The organism is Wenjunlia vitaminophila DSM 41686, assembly GCF_000380165.1.
Lineage (GTDB): Bacteria > Actinomycetota > Actinomycetes > Streptomycetales > Streptomycetaceae > Wenjunlia > Wenjunlia vitaminophila.
In genome coordinates this window covers 15,255-28,424 of sequence record NZ_KB904735.1, presented here as the reverse complement: position 1 = coordinate 28,424, position 13,170 = coordinate 15,255, and the positions used below count along the sequence as shown (strand labels likewise).

Sequence of the window (13,170 nt, the reverse complement as noted above, 5' to 3'; positions counted from 1 at the left end):
CTCCGGGGAACGGGGGTTCAGTAGGTGGGGAAGCCGCGGCCTCCTGGGTAGAAGGGTTCCGCGCTGCCGCGGAAGGCGGCCGACGCGCGAGCCAGTGCGCCCGGCCGGAGCTCCCGCACGCGTCCGGCGCTCGCAAGTGAGGCGAGGGTCGTGCCACCGAGGAAGGCCGCACCCAGTTCCGCCGCAGTCAGCCGCAGGTCGGGGGGAGCACCCGTGCGCTCGCAACGGACCGTGTGCCCGTCGGCCCGCAGCCGGAAGCGGGCGGTGTTCCACGGGCAGAAGTCGTCCTGGACGTCCAGGACGACGTCGATCGCCGTGAGGTAGCGGCGTCCGGCCAGTGCCCGGTCCACATCGACGAGGCGCACCCACAGGCGGTCCACCTCGGTCGAGCGCACGGCACGAGGGTCGGCGAGCAGGTGCGGCAGGGGCTCGTCCACCGCCCCCTCGTACTCGATCCACGGCATCAGGTCGATCCCGGCGAGGAAGCGCCACAGTGCGGCGTACGCCTGGCGGGAGACCGCTGCCAGCTCCACGACCTGCACCGCGCTCGCGTTGGCGCCGAAGACGTCCCGTTCGTTCCTCAGCCGGTACAGCGCGTACCCGGTCGCCCCGCCACCGGGTTCCCCGTGCACGGCGTACCGCAGGGCGCTGACGCCCCCGCTCGCCCGCGGCCCCTCGGCGAGGCGCGCGTCCCAGAACCGGTCGGCCCGGTCGGGCCAGCCGACCGAGCCGACACGCACCTGTTCGTACACCTTCTCGATCTGGGGACGAGCCTCCTCACGGTCCAGGAGACGGATGCCTCCGTCTCCGAAGTCCGTGTCCTCGCGGAAGCGCATGGAGCGCTTCTCGCACCGCAGCTCGGCTCCCCGGGCCGCGGGACCGTAGCCGTACCGGCCGTAGATGGCCGCCTCGGAGGGATAGAGCGCGGCAATCGGCTCACCTCCGTTCTCGTGCAGGTCCGTGAGCTGTTTTCGCATCATCGCCGTGAGGATGCCGCGGCGGCGATGGGTGGGGGCGACACCGACCCAGGCGACGCCCGCCACCGGAAGCACGGCCCCGGGCACGGTGAGCAGACGACCGTATGCCGCGGTGCCGCCCACCGGCACATCGCCTTCGAACGCGGCTATGGTGCGCTCCAGTTCGATGGTTGCTCGTCGCTCGGCCAGGTTCTCGTCGGAGAGGTCCAGGCCGTAGGTGTTGGCGATGGCCCGGGCCCAGGTCGGGAACTCGTCGTCGCGAACCGGGCGCAGCAGATAGGTGTCGGACATCGGATCTTTGTAACGGATGACAGGACACCGCGCGAGGGGTTATTCCTCGTGGGCAGCACCCGGCGTCGACCCGCCGGACGGCTCCTGGAGGTCCCCACACGGGGTCAGCTCTGGTGGCGGGCCTCCGCCACGGCCAGGACGCCGATGGACACCAGCAGCACGGACGTCCCGGCCACCGTGGCCGGGGTCAGGCGTTCCCCCAGGACGACCACCGCGACCACCGCCGCGGTGACCGGCTCCACCAAGGTGATCACCGAGGCGGTCGCCGCACGGACCACCGCCAGTCCGGCGAAGTACAGCCCGTATCCCAGCGCGGTGGGCACCGCCGCCAGGTACACCAGCAGCACCGGCGTGGAACCCGTGGTGAAGTGGTCCGGCCACAGTCCCTCCGCCGCGGCGAGCGGCAACAGGCAGACGGCGCCCACCCCGAACGCGGCCAGCGCGATGCGCAGCGGGTCGGCGCCGGCCGCGCCCCTGGCCCGGGACAGCAGGGTGACCACGGCGTACCCCCCGGCCGAGAGCAGGGACAGGGCGACCCCCGCGGGGCGGACCGACGCCGCTCCCCCGCCGAGCACCAGGACGCCGAGCCCGGCCAACGCCCCGAGGACGGCGACCGTGCCGCCGGAGCCGAGCCGTTCCCCCACGGTGATCCGGGCGCCGACGGCGATCAGCACCGGGCCGCTGCCCAGCGTGATCACTGTGGCCACGGCCAACCCCGTGGCCGCCACCGCCGCGAAGTAGCCGGTCTGGAACACCGCCATGGCGACGCCGGTGACCAGCGCGTGGCACCGGTCACCCCTTCGACGCGGGGTCCGGCCACCGTGGTCGGCGCGGTGCCGTCCCCCGGCCCACAGGGACGGTCGGACCAGGGGCAGGAGCAGCAGCACACCACCGAGGTGGCGCCAGAAGGACACGGCCACGGGGCCGAGGTCGCTGCCGCGGTAGAGCAGGGCGGCAGCCGCACCGGCGGTGCCCCAGGAGGTGGCGGCGGCTGCGAGGTAGAGGATGCCCCGGCTGACGGGCAGGGCAGAAGAAGAGGACAAGACGGTCTCCCGCGGAAGAGGCGAATCGGTGACTGGTCGCGTACGCGGGCAGCACCGAACCGCTCACCGCCGGCTCGAGGCGCGCGGCGGGAGCAGGAGTCTTCCGTGGGGCCGCCCGCTACCGGGCGGCGGGCGGCGGCAGCGGGCGGTGGGTGCGGGAGATCAGCATGATCGGACCCTAGGTGGGGGAACCCGCCGGGGCAACCACGTTCCACGCCTCCTCAGGCGGCCACCGCGGCACCCGGTTCGAACGGTCGCCGGGAGTGAGCACGTGGGGCGGGCCGACGGTCCCGGCCCAGGCGTGGGCTCCCGGCGGGTGACGGCACCTCCTGGCGGCACGTGCGTGCCGGGCGCCACGACCCAGGCGGGATGTCTCAGACAGGGCCCAGGGCCTGTCTGATGAGTGGCGCCGTCCGCCCGGAGGGCGGGGGNCGCGGCGTCTGGTGCGTGCGATCGCAAGGCGGAGGGTCGTCCTCGTACTGGGCGTACATGGACGATCCCGACAACGCAGCGAGCGTGCGTGCCAGGCGCCACGACCCAGGCGGGATTTATCAGACAGGCCCTAACCCCCGGGGCTGAGCGCGGCCAGGTCCACGCCGGCGAAGCTCAGCACGTCAGCGGCGCGGGTGTCCCGGTCCTCGCCCAGGGCGTGCAGGAGGTCCACGCCGTTGGCGAGGGCCGCGCCCCTGGTCTGTGCGCGCCGCACCGCCCGCTGTAGCGCGGTGACGACCGCGGGGCTGAACTCGGGGTGTCCCCAGGCGGAGCCGCCGACGCCCAACCGTGCCCGTGCGGGGAGGCCGCCCTCTCCGAGCGCCGGTGATCCGCCGTCGCTCCAGGAGGCGGTGGGCAGGGGCACGTCCTGCGGAACGAGCCCGACGGCCTCACCCATGCCGAGCGCCCCCGCCGTGACGTCTCCGTCGGGATTCGCCGGGCCGCCGGCCGGGCCGGCCGTGGTGTCCGCCCCGGTGTCGGACGGGGCCACGGCGCAGGGACGCCCGGGAGCCTCCTCCGACGCCCGCCACTGCAGCCCGAACCCGATGCTGCGCTGGACCAGGTACCCCAGCAGCCTGGCGAGTTGGAGCGGGGAGAACAGTCCCCGTGCCCCGGGATCGCATTCCAGCAGCGAGTGGAGCAGGTGTGCGGTGTCCACCTGGCGGTCGGCGTCCCGCGCGGCGCGCCGTCGGGCACCGAGTATGGCCGAGCGCAGTTCGTCGGCGAGCATGGAGGTCAGACCGGCTTCCGGCTGGTCGGCGGAACGGGTGTAGCTCTGCACCTTCCCCACCTCATCAGCCCACGGCGGGCGGGTCATCCGCGTCGCGGGGCATATCGGCATCCGTCTTCGGAACGGGACGGATGCGGTCCTTCTCATCCCCTAGGACGATACGGCCGGAACCGGTGCTTCACCTGTCTTTCCGCACGGACCGCGGCCCATGTGGCGGTGAACGAGCCGTCACCTGCGACGATGCGCCCCCGCTTTCGGTAGCCACAGCCCGGGTCGGGTCACGGCCAGAGCAACTGCCGCTCCCAGCGGCCCCCGCTCAGCGCGTACCTGAGCCGCACATGGCGCCATCCGGCGTCCCCCTGCCAGAACTCCACCTCCTCGGCGCGCAGCGTGTACCTGGTGTAGTGCGGCGCGACCGCCTCGGGGTGTCGTTCCAGCAGGGCCCGGGCCCGCTCGGCGGCCGCGTCGAACTCGCCGAGCCCGGAGAGCGGGGCGCTCTGCTGGCCCGTCAGCGCCGACAGCCGCCCGCCCTCGGCCCTCCTTCTGAACTCCTGTGCGCTCACCTCCGTGGGAGCTGCCTCGACCCGACCGCTGACCCTGACCTGTCTGGCCTGCTCCGCCCAGTACGACGACAGCGCCGCCCAGGGGTTCAGCGCCAGCTCCCGGCCCTTGCGACTCGCCGAACTGGTGGCGAAGACCCATCCCGCCCCGGCCACGTCCAGGTCGCGCAGCAGCATCATCCGCGACGAGGGGCGTCCCCGGGAATCCGCGGTGCTCAGCGTCATCGCCTGGGGCACTCGGACACCTGCCCGGACGGCGCACTCCAGCCACCTCAGGAACAACTCCCCCGGCGTCGGGGGAACCCGCTCGACGTCGAACTCCGGAAAGGGCCCTTCCGGCGGCCGCGCACGCAGCAGCTCCGTCACCTCCACCACGCACCTCCTCTTGGCCGATGGTGGCACGGGTGACTGACAGCGGGGACGGCTCCGATCTCAGGCGTCGCCGAAGGCGAAGAGCGGGCCGGTGCCGGCCTCCATCTCACAGCGGTTGGGGAAGGTGGCGCGGTAGCGCACGGCGCGGCCGTCCCAGGTGCCCATCGCCTCAGCGATCACCGGCGCGTAGATCCTGGTGCAGAACCGGCTGGTGGGCTCCACCGCGGTCAGGTCGCCGTCCACTGCGCGCAGCGCGTCGCAACCGGCCCTGGCATCGGGGTGGGTGCCACCGTCAGGACCGCAGGTGAGCACCGCCCAGACCCGCTCGTGCCCGTCCGGGTCGGCTCCGCGCACCACGCTCAACCACAGTCGCCCCTGGTGATCGTGTGCCCGGGCCGCGGACGTCGAGGGAAGCGCCACCCCGGTCGTCACCACACCCACCACGGCCGCCACCACTGCCTGGCGGATCCGTCGCGTCATCGTCGCTCGCATGCCGTCGCTCCTGATCCTGCGGTCCCTCGCCGCCTCTGGCTGTATCGGCAACAGCGGCGGCGAAGCCCTGCACGATCACCTCATCGGGTGAGAGGGCCGCGTGGACACGGGCGCCCCAGGAGCGGCGGCCCCACGGAAGTTGGGCAAAGGAGTAGCAAAGAAGCCCTCCGTGGGAAACCAGACGGAGGGACCGCGGGTCTCAGGAGTGACGCTTCGTCCGCCCCGACCGCCGCGAGCCCTGCCGCCGCGGCCCGAGTCCCCTCCGGGACAGGGGGTCGGCAGACCACAGGTCAGGCACCTCAGGAGTACGGAAGGAGCAACCGCCGTGACACGTCATCTCCGCTCCATCCCCGTCACCCTCGCCGTCGTGGCAGCCGCGGCGCTCGCCGCCGGCTGCGGCTCCGATGACGACACCGCGTCGGGACCGGCCGGCGACGCCGCGCGGGCGCCGTCGGCACCCGCGGCACCCGCCTCCCCGCAGCAACGGGCGACCAACACCCCGACGCAGAAGGCCGACCCGGACGACGCCCCGTCCCCACCGGTCGGGGCCCCGTCCTCTTCGCCCACCGGGGCCCGGCCGCCAACGGACCGCCCGGCGGGCACGCCCTGGTGCGACACGGACCGGCTGGTCCTACGACTCCGCGCGCTGTCCCCGGCCGCGGGCAACCGCTACGCCGTGGTCACCCTCACCAACGGCTCGGACACCGCCTGCCGCACCCAGGGGTACATCGGCATGCAGTTGCTCGACGGGGCCGGCGAGGCCCTGCCCACCGAGGTGGTGCGGGACCACTCGCGCACCGCCAGCCCACTGGTGCTGGCGCCGGGCGCCAGTTCCTGGGCCCGACTGCACTGGGGCGCCGTCCCGGGGGCGGGCGACGCGGAGACCGGGCCGTGCCAGCCCGAGGCCCGCCGGGTACGGGTGACCCCGCCGGACTCGTACTCCCAGGAGGAGGCCGTCTGGGACCAGGGGCCGGTCTGTCAGGCCGGACGTCTTGAGGTGCTGCCGCTCGCTGCGGGCTCCGGGCCCGGCTGACCGACGGCCCCGCGGACGGGCGCCCGGGGCGGTCGCTTCGCCCCGGGCGCCGCGCCGTTCCCGCCGGGCGCCCGCGGCAGCCGGTCGCACCCCGCCCCGGAGACGTGGGGCGCCGGGCGTTCAGTCCTCGTCAGCGAGGATGAGGTACAGCTTCTTCCTGGCCTCGTTGACCACGGCGAGCGCCTTGTCCCGCTGCTGCTCACTGCCCGTCGACATGACCTGGGCGAACGCGGAGAAGAGCCCGGTGACCGCCTGTTTGACCTCGTGGACCGACTCCCAGTCGCCCTCCTGGGCGGCCTGCTCCCACGGGGCCTCGGGGCCGCCGGCGGCCTCGGCCCGCCCGGACTCGGTGAGGGTGAACAGCCGGCGGCCCGCCGACTCCTCACTGCTGATCAGCCCCTCGTCCTCCAGGAGCTGGAGCGTGGGGTACACCGAGCCCGGGCTGGGGCGCCAGGCTCCACCGCTGCGCTCCCCGATCTCCTGGATCATCTCGTAACCGTGCATGGGCCGGTCCGTGAGCAGCGCCAGGATCGACGCCCGCACGTCGCCGCGCCGCGCCCTCCCCCTTCGGCCACGACCTCGCGGCCCTCCCCAGCCGCCGTGCGGCCCGAAGGGACCGAACGGCCCGAACGCGGCCCTGCGCTCCCAGCGGCCCTCTTCCCCACACGATCCGTGTCTGCGGTGACGCACGAGTACACCTTCCCTTCCAATGACTATCACGATGTCTCGACGATATATCGGAACAGGTCGCACGGCAAGCGGCGGCAGCACGGCGCACTCCGGGTCCCGCCCCTCTCGATCGCGTCGTTCTCCCCGCGGACCCAGTCGGGCCGCCGAGGAGGCCGGGGGTGTTGAGGGGCTGTACCCGCTGGGTTGATCACGAAGAGCCGCATGCCGAGCTGACGCATGTGGACGCGGTGCACGGGCATCGCCGGCGCCCGCTGCGGGATTGCGTGACGGGCCGGTTCGAGGACAGCCCGCGAGCTCAGGGCGGCGACCTCCGTGGGGCCGAAGTCGCCCGTTCGACGGCGGGCGGCGCGCGGACGAACGTGGTCAGCTCGGTCCGGTCGATACGGACGCCGAAGCCGCGGTGGACGTTGCCGAGGGAGAACCGGGTGCGATGCGCGCGGCCCCCGCGGAGGCACTGGCCTGGGGTGTGAGGAGGTGAGGTACCGGAGATCCCAGTGAGGTTGGTCCTGCCCCGGGGATGCCTACTTCGTGGGAGCTTCGAGCGGGTGGGGGATGGCGCCGGCGCGCAGTTCCCGGGGGGCGGAGATGTGGTCGGAGGGTGCCCGGGGAGACGCCAAGCAGCCCGAAGACGGTGGTCCGAGGTTCTTGAACCACCCTGGTTCTCGAAGGGGTTACTGAAGGCTCTGGGGTCTTTCCGCGACCCACCGGGTGGTCCTCGGGGAACGAAGGTTTCTTGAGGATCGGGACCTACGGCCGCAGTGCGACGCCGGCTTCGCGGAGCAGAGCGGCGAGGTCGTCCGGGATGGGCATCGGGGTGGTGAGCCCAGCCCGGGTGCGACCGGTGTTGCCGTCCGGATACTTCCCGGCCGCCGAACCGGGAGCGGCGACGGCCAGGCGCACCAGTTGGCCGACGGTTTCGCGCACGTCGCGGTCGCGCAGGGCGAGGCGGAGCATCACCCCGTGGGTTCGGGCGTGAGGCCAGGGCCAGGGCTGGGACAGGATGTGCGCCCGCTCGGCGGCCCGCCACCGTTGCGCCACCGGTCCCGGAGCGCGGGCCGCGGCCATCTCGGCGGTGAACGCCTCCAGCAAGGCGGGCGGCATCGGAGAGCGACGGGGCACGACGGACCTCCAATAGTTCAGGATCTCCTGAATTCAAGCATCGGTGTATCGTCTTGTCCATGCTGACCCTCGCCACCGACCTCGACGCCCTGACCCGCTTCGGCCGGGCGCTGGCCGACCCGATCCGCTGCCGCCTGCTGCTGGCGCTGCGCGAGGCCCCGGCCTACCCCTCCGACCTCGCCGACACGCTGGGGATCTCCCGCACCCGCCTGTCGAACCACCTGGCGTGCCTGCGCGACTGCGGCCTGGTCGTCACCGTCCCCGACGGCCGCCGCACCCGCTACGAACTGGCCGACCCCCGCCTCGGCCACGCCCTGGACGACCTGCGCAACGCCGTGGTGGCCGTCGCCACCGACCGCACGTGCGTCAACGCCGACGACAAGGGATGCTGCTGATGACCGTGATGTCGCTCGGGCCCGGCCCGCCGCGACGTCCTCGCCCAGCGAATACGCCTGCTGGTCACGGCCACGATCACCTACAACGTCATCGAGGCGGTCGCCCGCCATCACCACCGGCGCCCTCGCCTCCTCCACCGCCCTGATCGGCTTCGGACTCGACTCAGGTACGTGCACAGGAGCGTCTGCTTGGAGTCCGCGACAGCGGAGGCGGAGCCGAGTTCCCGCCCGGCGCGGCGCTGGGCGGCGGACAGGAGGCATGATCGCCAGCGAGAGGGCGGCGATGACGATGCCGGGGACCGACCGCCCGGTGCCGGTGAGCGTGCGGACGGCGTCGAGGCAGACGTATGCGGCGAGCGCGAAGAAGGAGACGGCGATGATCCGCAGGGTGCGGGCCTCGCGGGCCTCGCGGACCGCGTGGTCGCGGGCGGAGAACTGCCAGGCGACCGCGGCGGCAGAGGAGACCTCAATGGCCCTCGGCCGTGCTACTGGTGGGCCTGGTCCTCAATGCGACCCTCGGCTGGTCCTGGGCCGACCCGATCGCCGCGCTGGTCATCGCCGCGATCGCCGTCAAGGAAGGCCGCGACGCCTGGCAGGGCACGGGATGCTGCGCACCCACCAGCGCGACCGTGGCGCCGTCCGCCGCCGCAGGGGCGGACGCGTGCGGCTGCCGATCTGGCCACGACCACCGCACCTGACCGAGCACGCCAGGCGCGGGACGCGACCGGTCAGGCCGTGGGCAGCCAGCTCACCTTCCCGGCCAGCAGCGCGTAGCCCACGAAGGCCACGATGTCGATCAGGGCGTGTGCCGCCGCCAGCGGCCCCACCCGCCCCCACCTGCGGTAGAGCAGGCAGAACAGCACTCCCATGGCCAGGTTGCCGACGAAGCCGCCGATGCCCTGGTAGAGGTGGTAGGAACCGCGCAGCACCGAGCTGAACGCGACCGTGGCCGGCCAGGACCAACCGAGCTGACCCAGCCTGCGCAGCACGTAGCCCAGGACGATGACTTCCTCGAGGACCGCGTTCTGGATGGCGGACAGGATGAGCACGGGGATCTTCCACCACACGTCCGGCAGCGACTCGGGCACCACCGTCAGGTTGAACCCGGCGGCCCTGGCCCCCAGGTAGAACGCGAGCCCGGTGCCGCCGACGCCAGCCGCGACCACCGCTCCCCACCCCAGGTCGAACCAGGGCCGGCGCCGGTCGAACCCGATCACCCGCAGTGAGGTGCCCTCCCGGGTCAGCAGGTGCGCGACCAGGGCCACCGGCACCAGCGCGGTCGCGATCCCGAAGAGCTGCCAGGCCAGGTCGAGCCAGGGCCGCCCGGGAGCCCTGGACCCCACCAACGTCGCCGCCTGGCTGGACAGCCCGCCGGGCCTGGTCAGCGAGCCGACGAACTTGATCAGGGCGGCCAGGCCACTGGCGCCGAGCGACAGGGCGAGCACCAGGACCAGCTCGTCGCGCCTGGTCCTGCGGGTCAGGGCCGAGTCCTCGGTGTTCTCCAGCGAAGTGATGGTCACGCCTCTCCCAACGCGGCACGTTCCTCCCGGGTGCCGGTCGGGCCGATGTCCACCGGGCCTTCGGCCCAGCGCCGTCAGATCACTCCACCGGCCAGGTGTGCACCGGCTCCCCGGTCCGCATCAGCGCACAGTACCGCCGGGTCATCCCGGCCAGCGCCTCGGCCCGGCCCAGACGGCCGCCCTCACGTAGCCGGTGGTACCGCAGCGCCTGCCACTCCGCCCCGTTGATGCCGGTTGCGCAGCGCTGCTCGATGACGTCGAGATAGCGGTCCCGGTCCACGGGCTCCACCCCCCAGGCGTCCAGGCCGGCCGCCGCCATCGGCAGCAACTCGTCCCGCACCAGGCGTCCCACCGGGACGTCCACCAGGCCGTTCCCCCGGGGGCGGGGCCACCGCAGCACGGCACCGAGACCGTCCCGGGCGGCCGTGTGGAAGTTGGCCGCGGCGGCCTCGAACGACAGCCGGGTCCACACCGGCCGCGACTCCTCGGCGAGGGTGCGCACCAGCCCGTAGTAGAACGCCGCGTTCGCCAGGACGTCGGTCACGGTCGGCCCCGCCGGCAGCACCCGGTTCTCCACCCTCAGGTGCGGCACCCCGTCCGCCACGTCGTACACGGGTCGGTTCCAGCGGTAGATGGTGCCGTTGTGCAGCGCCAGTTCCCGCAGGGCGGGCGCTGCACCGGCGTCAAGCACGCGTTCGGGGTCCTCGTCGTCGCAGATCGGCAGCAGTGACGGGAAGAAGCGCACGTTCTCCTCGAACAGGTCGAGGACCGAGTCGATCCACCGCTCGCCGAACCACGCCAGCGGGCGGACCCCCTGGGCCTTCAGCTCCTGCGGCCGGGTGTCGGTGGCCTGCTCGAACAGCGGCGGCCTGGTCTCCCGCCACAGTTCCCGCCCGAACAGGAACGGGGAGTTCGCCCCAACCGCGACCTGGACCGCGGCCATGGCCTGTGCGGCGTTCCACACCTGGGCGAAACGGCCCGGAGTGACCTGCAGGTGCATCTGCAACGAGGTGCACGCCGCTTCCGGCGCGATCGACGCCGAGGTGAGTGTCAGCCGCTCCACGCCCTCGATGTGCAGCGTCAGGTCCTCTCCGCGTGCCGCCAGGATCTGGTCGTTGAGCAGCTTGTAGCGGTCCGCCCTGGAGAGACTGGACTGCACCACGTCCCCGGCGCCCAGCGTGGGCAGAATGCCCACCAGCACGATCCGCGCCCCCGCCTCCTGCGCCTTGCGGTCGGCGTACGCCAGGCCGGTGCGCAGTTCCTCAGCCAACTCGTCGAAGACCCGGCCGGACAGGCGGTGCGGCGCGATGTTCACCTCGAGGTTGAACTGTGCCAGTTCGGTCTGGAAGTCCCGGCTGGCTATTCGTTCCAGCACCTCGTCGTTGGCCATCCGCGGCATCCCCGCCCCGTCCACCAGGTTGAGCTCGATCTCGAGGCCCATCAGGTTCCGTGGCCGGTCGAACCGCTTCTCCCGCAGCATCCTTTCCAACGCCGACATGCACAACCGCAACTTGCGCCGGTACCGCTCCCGATCCGAGAGGTCGAACGAGCTGACCCCGACCTTCTCTCCCACCGAAGCCCTCCCCTTCTCCTGGGTCGCACCTCGACGCGGTGCACCAGATCCTGCCCAGGGGGAAAGATCCATAAGGCCCGACCAATCCCCGGGCACCGCGGGACCCGGCCATTTGCTCAGTCCTCAGGCATATTCCTGGGACATGACTTCGCACCCCCTCCCGCCACATTCCGGGCAGAAAGCACCTACCAGAACCGGACTGCGCACCTTCCGGTAAAGCGTCAGCTCACCGGGGGCAACTCGGGTTCAACCCGCGCGGACACTCCCGATGAATACGGCCGAAAATATCCTTGCCAGAAACCTCAGAACCGGGTAATCGAAACATTGCGGGAACAAATGTCGTATAAACTCCGGCTCGCAAGAAGGCAGGCACTCCGTGACCCACCCGACGGTGCGCGCAGGCCGTGGTCACGGGACGCGATCCCCATGCCACCGTCCCTCGGTTGCGCATCCGCCACCCCGTGCCCCGTGGGGCCCGCGTGTTCTGCCTGGGTCCGCTGACAGCGTCGTCCGTTCCCCGTCACGCCCATCTCCCAGCGAGAGGCGATCCGTCATGCCGCTGCACACTCCACCAGCACCCGATCCCGCGCTCCACGCGGTCCTCACCGCCCTCGACTCACCCGCCGCCACCCGCGCCACACCCGCCCTGCACGGCACCACGGGGCCGGTCAGCACCTCCCACCCGCACCCGGTGCACGTGCTGCCCAGCTCGGCGACCCACCCGGCGGCGCTGGCGACCACCCGCCGCATCGGCTGGCGTTTCCTGATCAACGCCGGTGATACCCCCGTCGCCACCGCGGAAACCCTCAGGACCGCCGACGGCTGGGCGTTCTCCCACTTCAGCCAGGGCCCCTTCGCCACCTCGACCTTCCGTGCGCTGACCCAGGCACACGCCCTGCCGGCCACCTACCAGCCCAGGTTGCTGTCCGTGCCGGCCCTGTACATGCTGGCCCTGTGGCTACACCAGGAGTCGTCCCCGGACTGCGCCGGCGACCTGCTGGTCCCGCTGGCCCCGGCGCCGCCCGGCATCACCGCACACCGCCCACACCTCGCCAGCGACCTGCTGCCGGCCCTCAGTCCCCGCCCGCACCCGGACCCGGCACTCCTCACCAGCCCCGTCTGAGTTCCTCCTCGGCGCCGCACTCGACGTTTCCAGCCGACCGCCAAGCGCGCCCGCCCGCGTCCGCCCCGGGCGGGCGTCGTCGTGCCGGAGCAATTGGCCCGGAGGGATCAACGGGCCTCGGGAAACCGCTAATGTATGGACTTACGTCTTCACAGCCGGGGAACAACTCACCGATATTCCATGCGTAAACGAGTCGGGGGGGTAACACTGGACCGGGCGGCAGTCCCGCCCGCGCACCACGCGTCAGATCGTTTCCGAACGGGGGAAGCGGCGTGAAGTCCTCATCGAGCCGCACACACACCACACCACACCGAAAGACATCGCCCACCATGTGCCAGCACCAGCCACAGTGTCCCTCTGCAGACTCCTCCGACCGGGAGGCCGCGCACACCGTCGCGCGCTATCCCGAGCAGGGCTGGAGTCTGCTCTGCAACGGCGTCCTGCTCTTCGAGGACACCGGGGAGTTGCTGCCCGACGGGCAGATCATCGCCCCGCACCGGCCGCTTGGCACCGGGCTGGTCACCGCTGCCTGACCGCGGAACTCCCCACCGCCGATACGGGCGGTATCCAGAGCCGCACAAACAGCGAACGATAGAAGTAGTAATCCGGCAGCCAATTCCGTGGCACATGCCGGAAAGGCGCCGTTAACAGCGAGCCCGGCCCAGCACCACCGCAGTCGCGCGGACGGACCAGCCGCGCGGACCACAGGCCCCGGGCACCGCCCGGATGGCGCCCGGACACACCGCACCACGGCGCCGAC

The 13,170-nt window shown here is 72.4% G+C and carries 13 protein-coding genes and 2 pseudogenes; 5 read left to right on the top strand and 10 right to left on the bottom strand.

Features of this window, described 5'->3' with window-relative positions:
- Window positions 1-17 precede the first annotated feature (17 nt).
- The 5 genes from A3IG_RS0127055 to A3IG_RS0127035 form a co-directional block, all read right to left on the bottom strand.
- Window positions 18-1,268 carry a GNAT family N-acetyltransferase gene (locus A3IG_RS0127055; protein ID WP_018386715.1) on the bottom strand — a complete coding sequence of 417 codons (1,251 nt, stop codon included), beginning with the start codon at window positions 1,266-1,268 and terminating at the stop codon, window positions 18-20.
- A 104-nt stretch (window positions 1,269-1,372) separates the two neighbouring features.
- A complete protein-coding gene (locus A3IG_RS0127050) occupies window positions 1,373-2,311 on the bottom strand; it encodes a DMT family transporter (RefSeq protein WP_018386714.1) in 939 nt (312 codons plus the stop codon).
- A gap of 562 nt (window positions 2,312-2,873) precedes the next feature.
- Window positions 2,874-3,584, bottom strand: coding sequence for a peptidase (locus tag A3IG_RS34850; protein ID WP_201787479.1), 711 nt, complete (start codon window positions 3,582-3,584; stop codon window positions 2,874-2,876).
- 227 nt (window positions 3,585-3,811) lie between these two features.
- Window positions 3,812-4,468: a pyridoxine/pyridoxamine 5'-phosphate oxidase gene (locus A3IG_RS0127040; protein WP_026220712.1), complete on the bottom strand. Its 657-nt coding sequence runs from the start codon at window positions 4,466-4,468 to the stop codon at window positions 3,812-3,814.
- Window positions 4,469-4,525: 57 nt separating this feature from the next.
- Window positions 4,526-4,957, bottom strand: coding sequence for an SSI family serine proteinase inhibitor (locus tag A3IG_RS0127035; RefSeq protein WP_078500989.1), 432 nt, complete (start codon window positions 4,955-4,957; stop codon window positions 4,526-4,528).
- Window positions 4,958-5,282: 325 nt separating this feature from the next.
- Between A3IG_RS0127035 and A3IG_RS0127030 the strand changes: the two genes are divergently transcribed.
- The gene (locus A3IG_RS0127030; RefSeq protein WP_018386710.1) at window positions 5,283-5,990 is read left to right on the top strand and encodes a DUF4232 domain-containing protein; all 708 of its coding nucleotides are present in this window, start codon (window positions 5,283-5,285) and stop codon (window positions 5,988-5,990) included.
- 120 nt (window positions 5,991-6,110) lie between these two features.
- Here A3IG_RS0127030 and A3IG_RS31535 read toward each other — a convergent pair whose 3' ends face one another.
- Complete coding sequence (locus A3IG_RS31535) at window positions 6,111-6,710, bottom strand: PadR family transcriptional regulator (RefSeq protein WP_407701043.1); 600 nt, start codon at window positions 6,708-6,710, stop codon at window positions 6,111-6,113.
- 717 nt (window positions 6,711-7,427) lie between these two features.
- Window positions 7,428-7,799: a DUF3703 domain-containing protein gene (locus A3IG_RS0127020; protein ID WP_211219471.1), complete on the bottom strand. Its 372-nt coding sequence runs from the start codon at window positions 7,797-7,799 to the stop codon at window positions 7,428-7,430.
- A 59-nt stretch (window positions 7,800-7,858) separates the two neighbouring features.
- Here A3IG_RS0127020 and A3IG_RS0127015 point away from each other — a divergent pair, with 59 nt between their 5' ends.
- Window positions 7,859-8,194 carry an ArsR/SmtB family transcription factor gene (locus tag A3IG_RS0127015; RefSeq protein WP_018386707.1) on the top strand — a complete coding sequence of 112 codons (336 nt, stop codon included), beginning with the start codon at window positions 7,859-7,861 and terminating at the stop codon, window positions 8,192-8,194.
- 155 nt (window positions 8,195-8,349) lie between these two features.
- On the opposite strand, the pseudogene A3IG_RS35565 reads toward A3IG_RS0127015, so the two are convergent.
- Window positions 8,350-8,665, bottom strand: a pseudogene (locus A3IG_RS35565) (cation transporter); the annotation flags it as partial.
- 5 nt (window positions 8,666-8,670) lie between these two features.
- Between A3IG_RS35565 and A3IG_RS0127010 the strand changes: the two are divergent.
- A pseudogene (locus tag A3IG_RS0127010) lies at window positions 8,671-8,892 on the top strand (cation transporter); the annotation flags it as partial.
- A gap of 30 nt (window positions 8,893-8,922) precedes the next feature.
- Here the strand turns inward: A3IG_RS0127010 and A3IG_RS0127005 are convergent.
- Both A3IG_RS0127005 and A3IG_RS0127000 read right to left on the bottom strand, forming a co-directional pair.
- A complete protein-coding gene (locus tag A3IG_RS0127005; protein WP_018386705.1) occupies window positions 8,923-9,714 on the bottom strand; it encodes a CPBP family intramembrane glutamic endopeptidase in 792 nt (263 codons plus the stop codon).
- Window positions 9,715-9,793: 79 nt separating this feature from the next.
- Entirely contained in the window at window positions 9,794-11,287 is a 1,494-nt protein-coding gene (locus A3IG_RS0127000; RefSeq protein ID WP_018386704.1) for a glutamate--cysteine ligase family protein, read from the bottom strand.
- 553 nt (window positions 11,288-11,840) lie between these two features.
- On the opposite strand from A3IG_RS0127000, the gene A3IG_RS0126995 reads away from it, so the two are divergent.
- Together A3IG_RS0126995 and A3IG_RS0126990 are read left to right on the top strand one after the other, a co-directional pair.
- Window positions 11,841-12,410, top strand: a complete 570-nt coding sequence (locus tag A3IG_RS0126995) for a hypothetical protein (protein WP_018386703.1) — start codon at window positions 11,841-11,843, stop codon at window positions 12,408-12,410.
- Between the two features lie 329 nt (window positions 12,411-12,739).
- Complete coding sequence (locus A3IG_RS0126990) at window positions 12,740-12,943, top strand: DUF5999 family protein (RefSeq protein WP_018386702.1); 204 nt, start codon at window positions 12,740-12,742, stop codon at window positions 12,941-12,943.
- The last annotated feature ends 227 nt before the right edge of the window (window positions 12,944-13,170 follow it).

Bases quoted from the DNA above. Each gene is read 5' to 3' on its own strand.
- A3IG_RS0127055 (WP_018386715.1), bottom strand. From the start codon at position 1,268: ATGTCCGACACCTATCTGCTGCGCCCGGTTCGCGACGACGAGTTCCCG.
- A3IG_RS0127035 (WP_078500989.1), bottom strand. From the start codon at position 4,957: ATGCGAGCGACGATGACGCGACGGATCCGCCAGGCAGTGGTGGCGGCC.
- A3IG_RS0127015 (WP_018386707.1), top strand. From the start codon at position 7,859: ATGCTGACCCTCGCCACCGACCTCGACGCCCTGACCCGCTTCGGCCGG.
- A3IG_RS0126995 (WP_018386703.1), top strand. From the start codon at position 11,841: ATGCCGCTGCACACTCCACCAGCACCCGATCCCGCGCTCCACGCGGTC.
- A3IG_RS0126990 (WP_018386702.1), top strand. From the start codon at position 12,740: ATGTGCCAGCACCAGCCACAGTGTCCCTCTGCAGACTCCTCCGACCGG.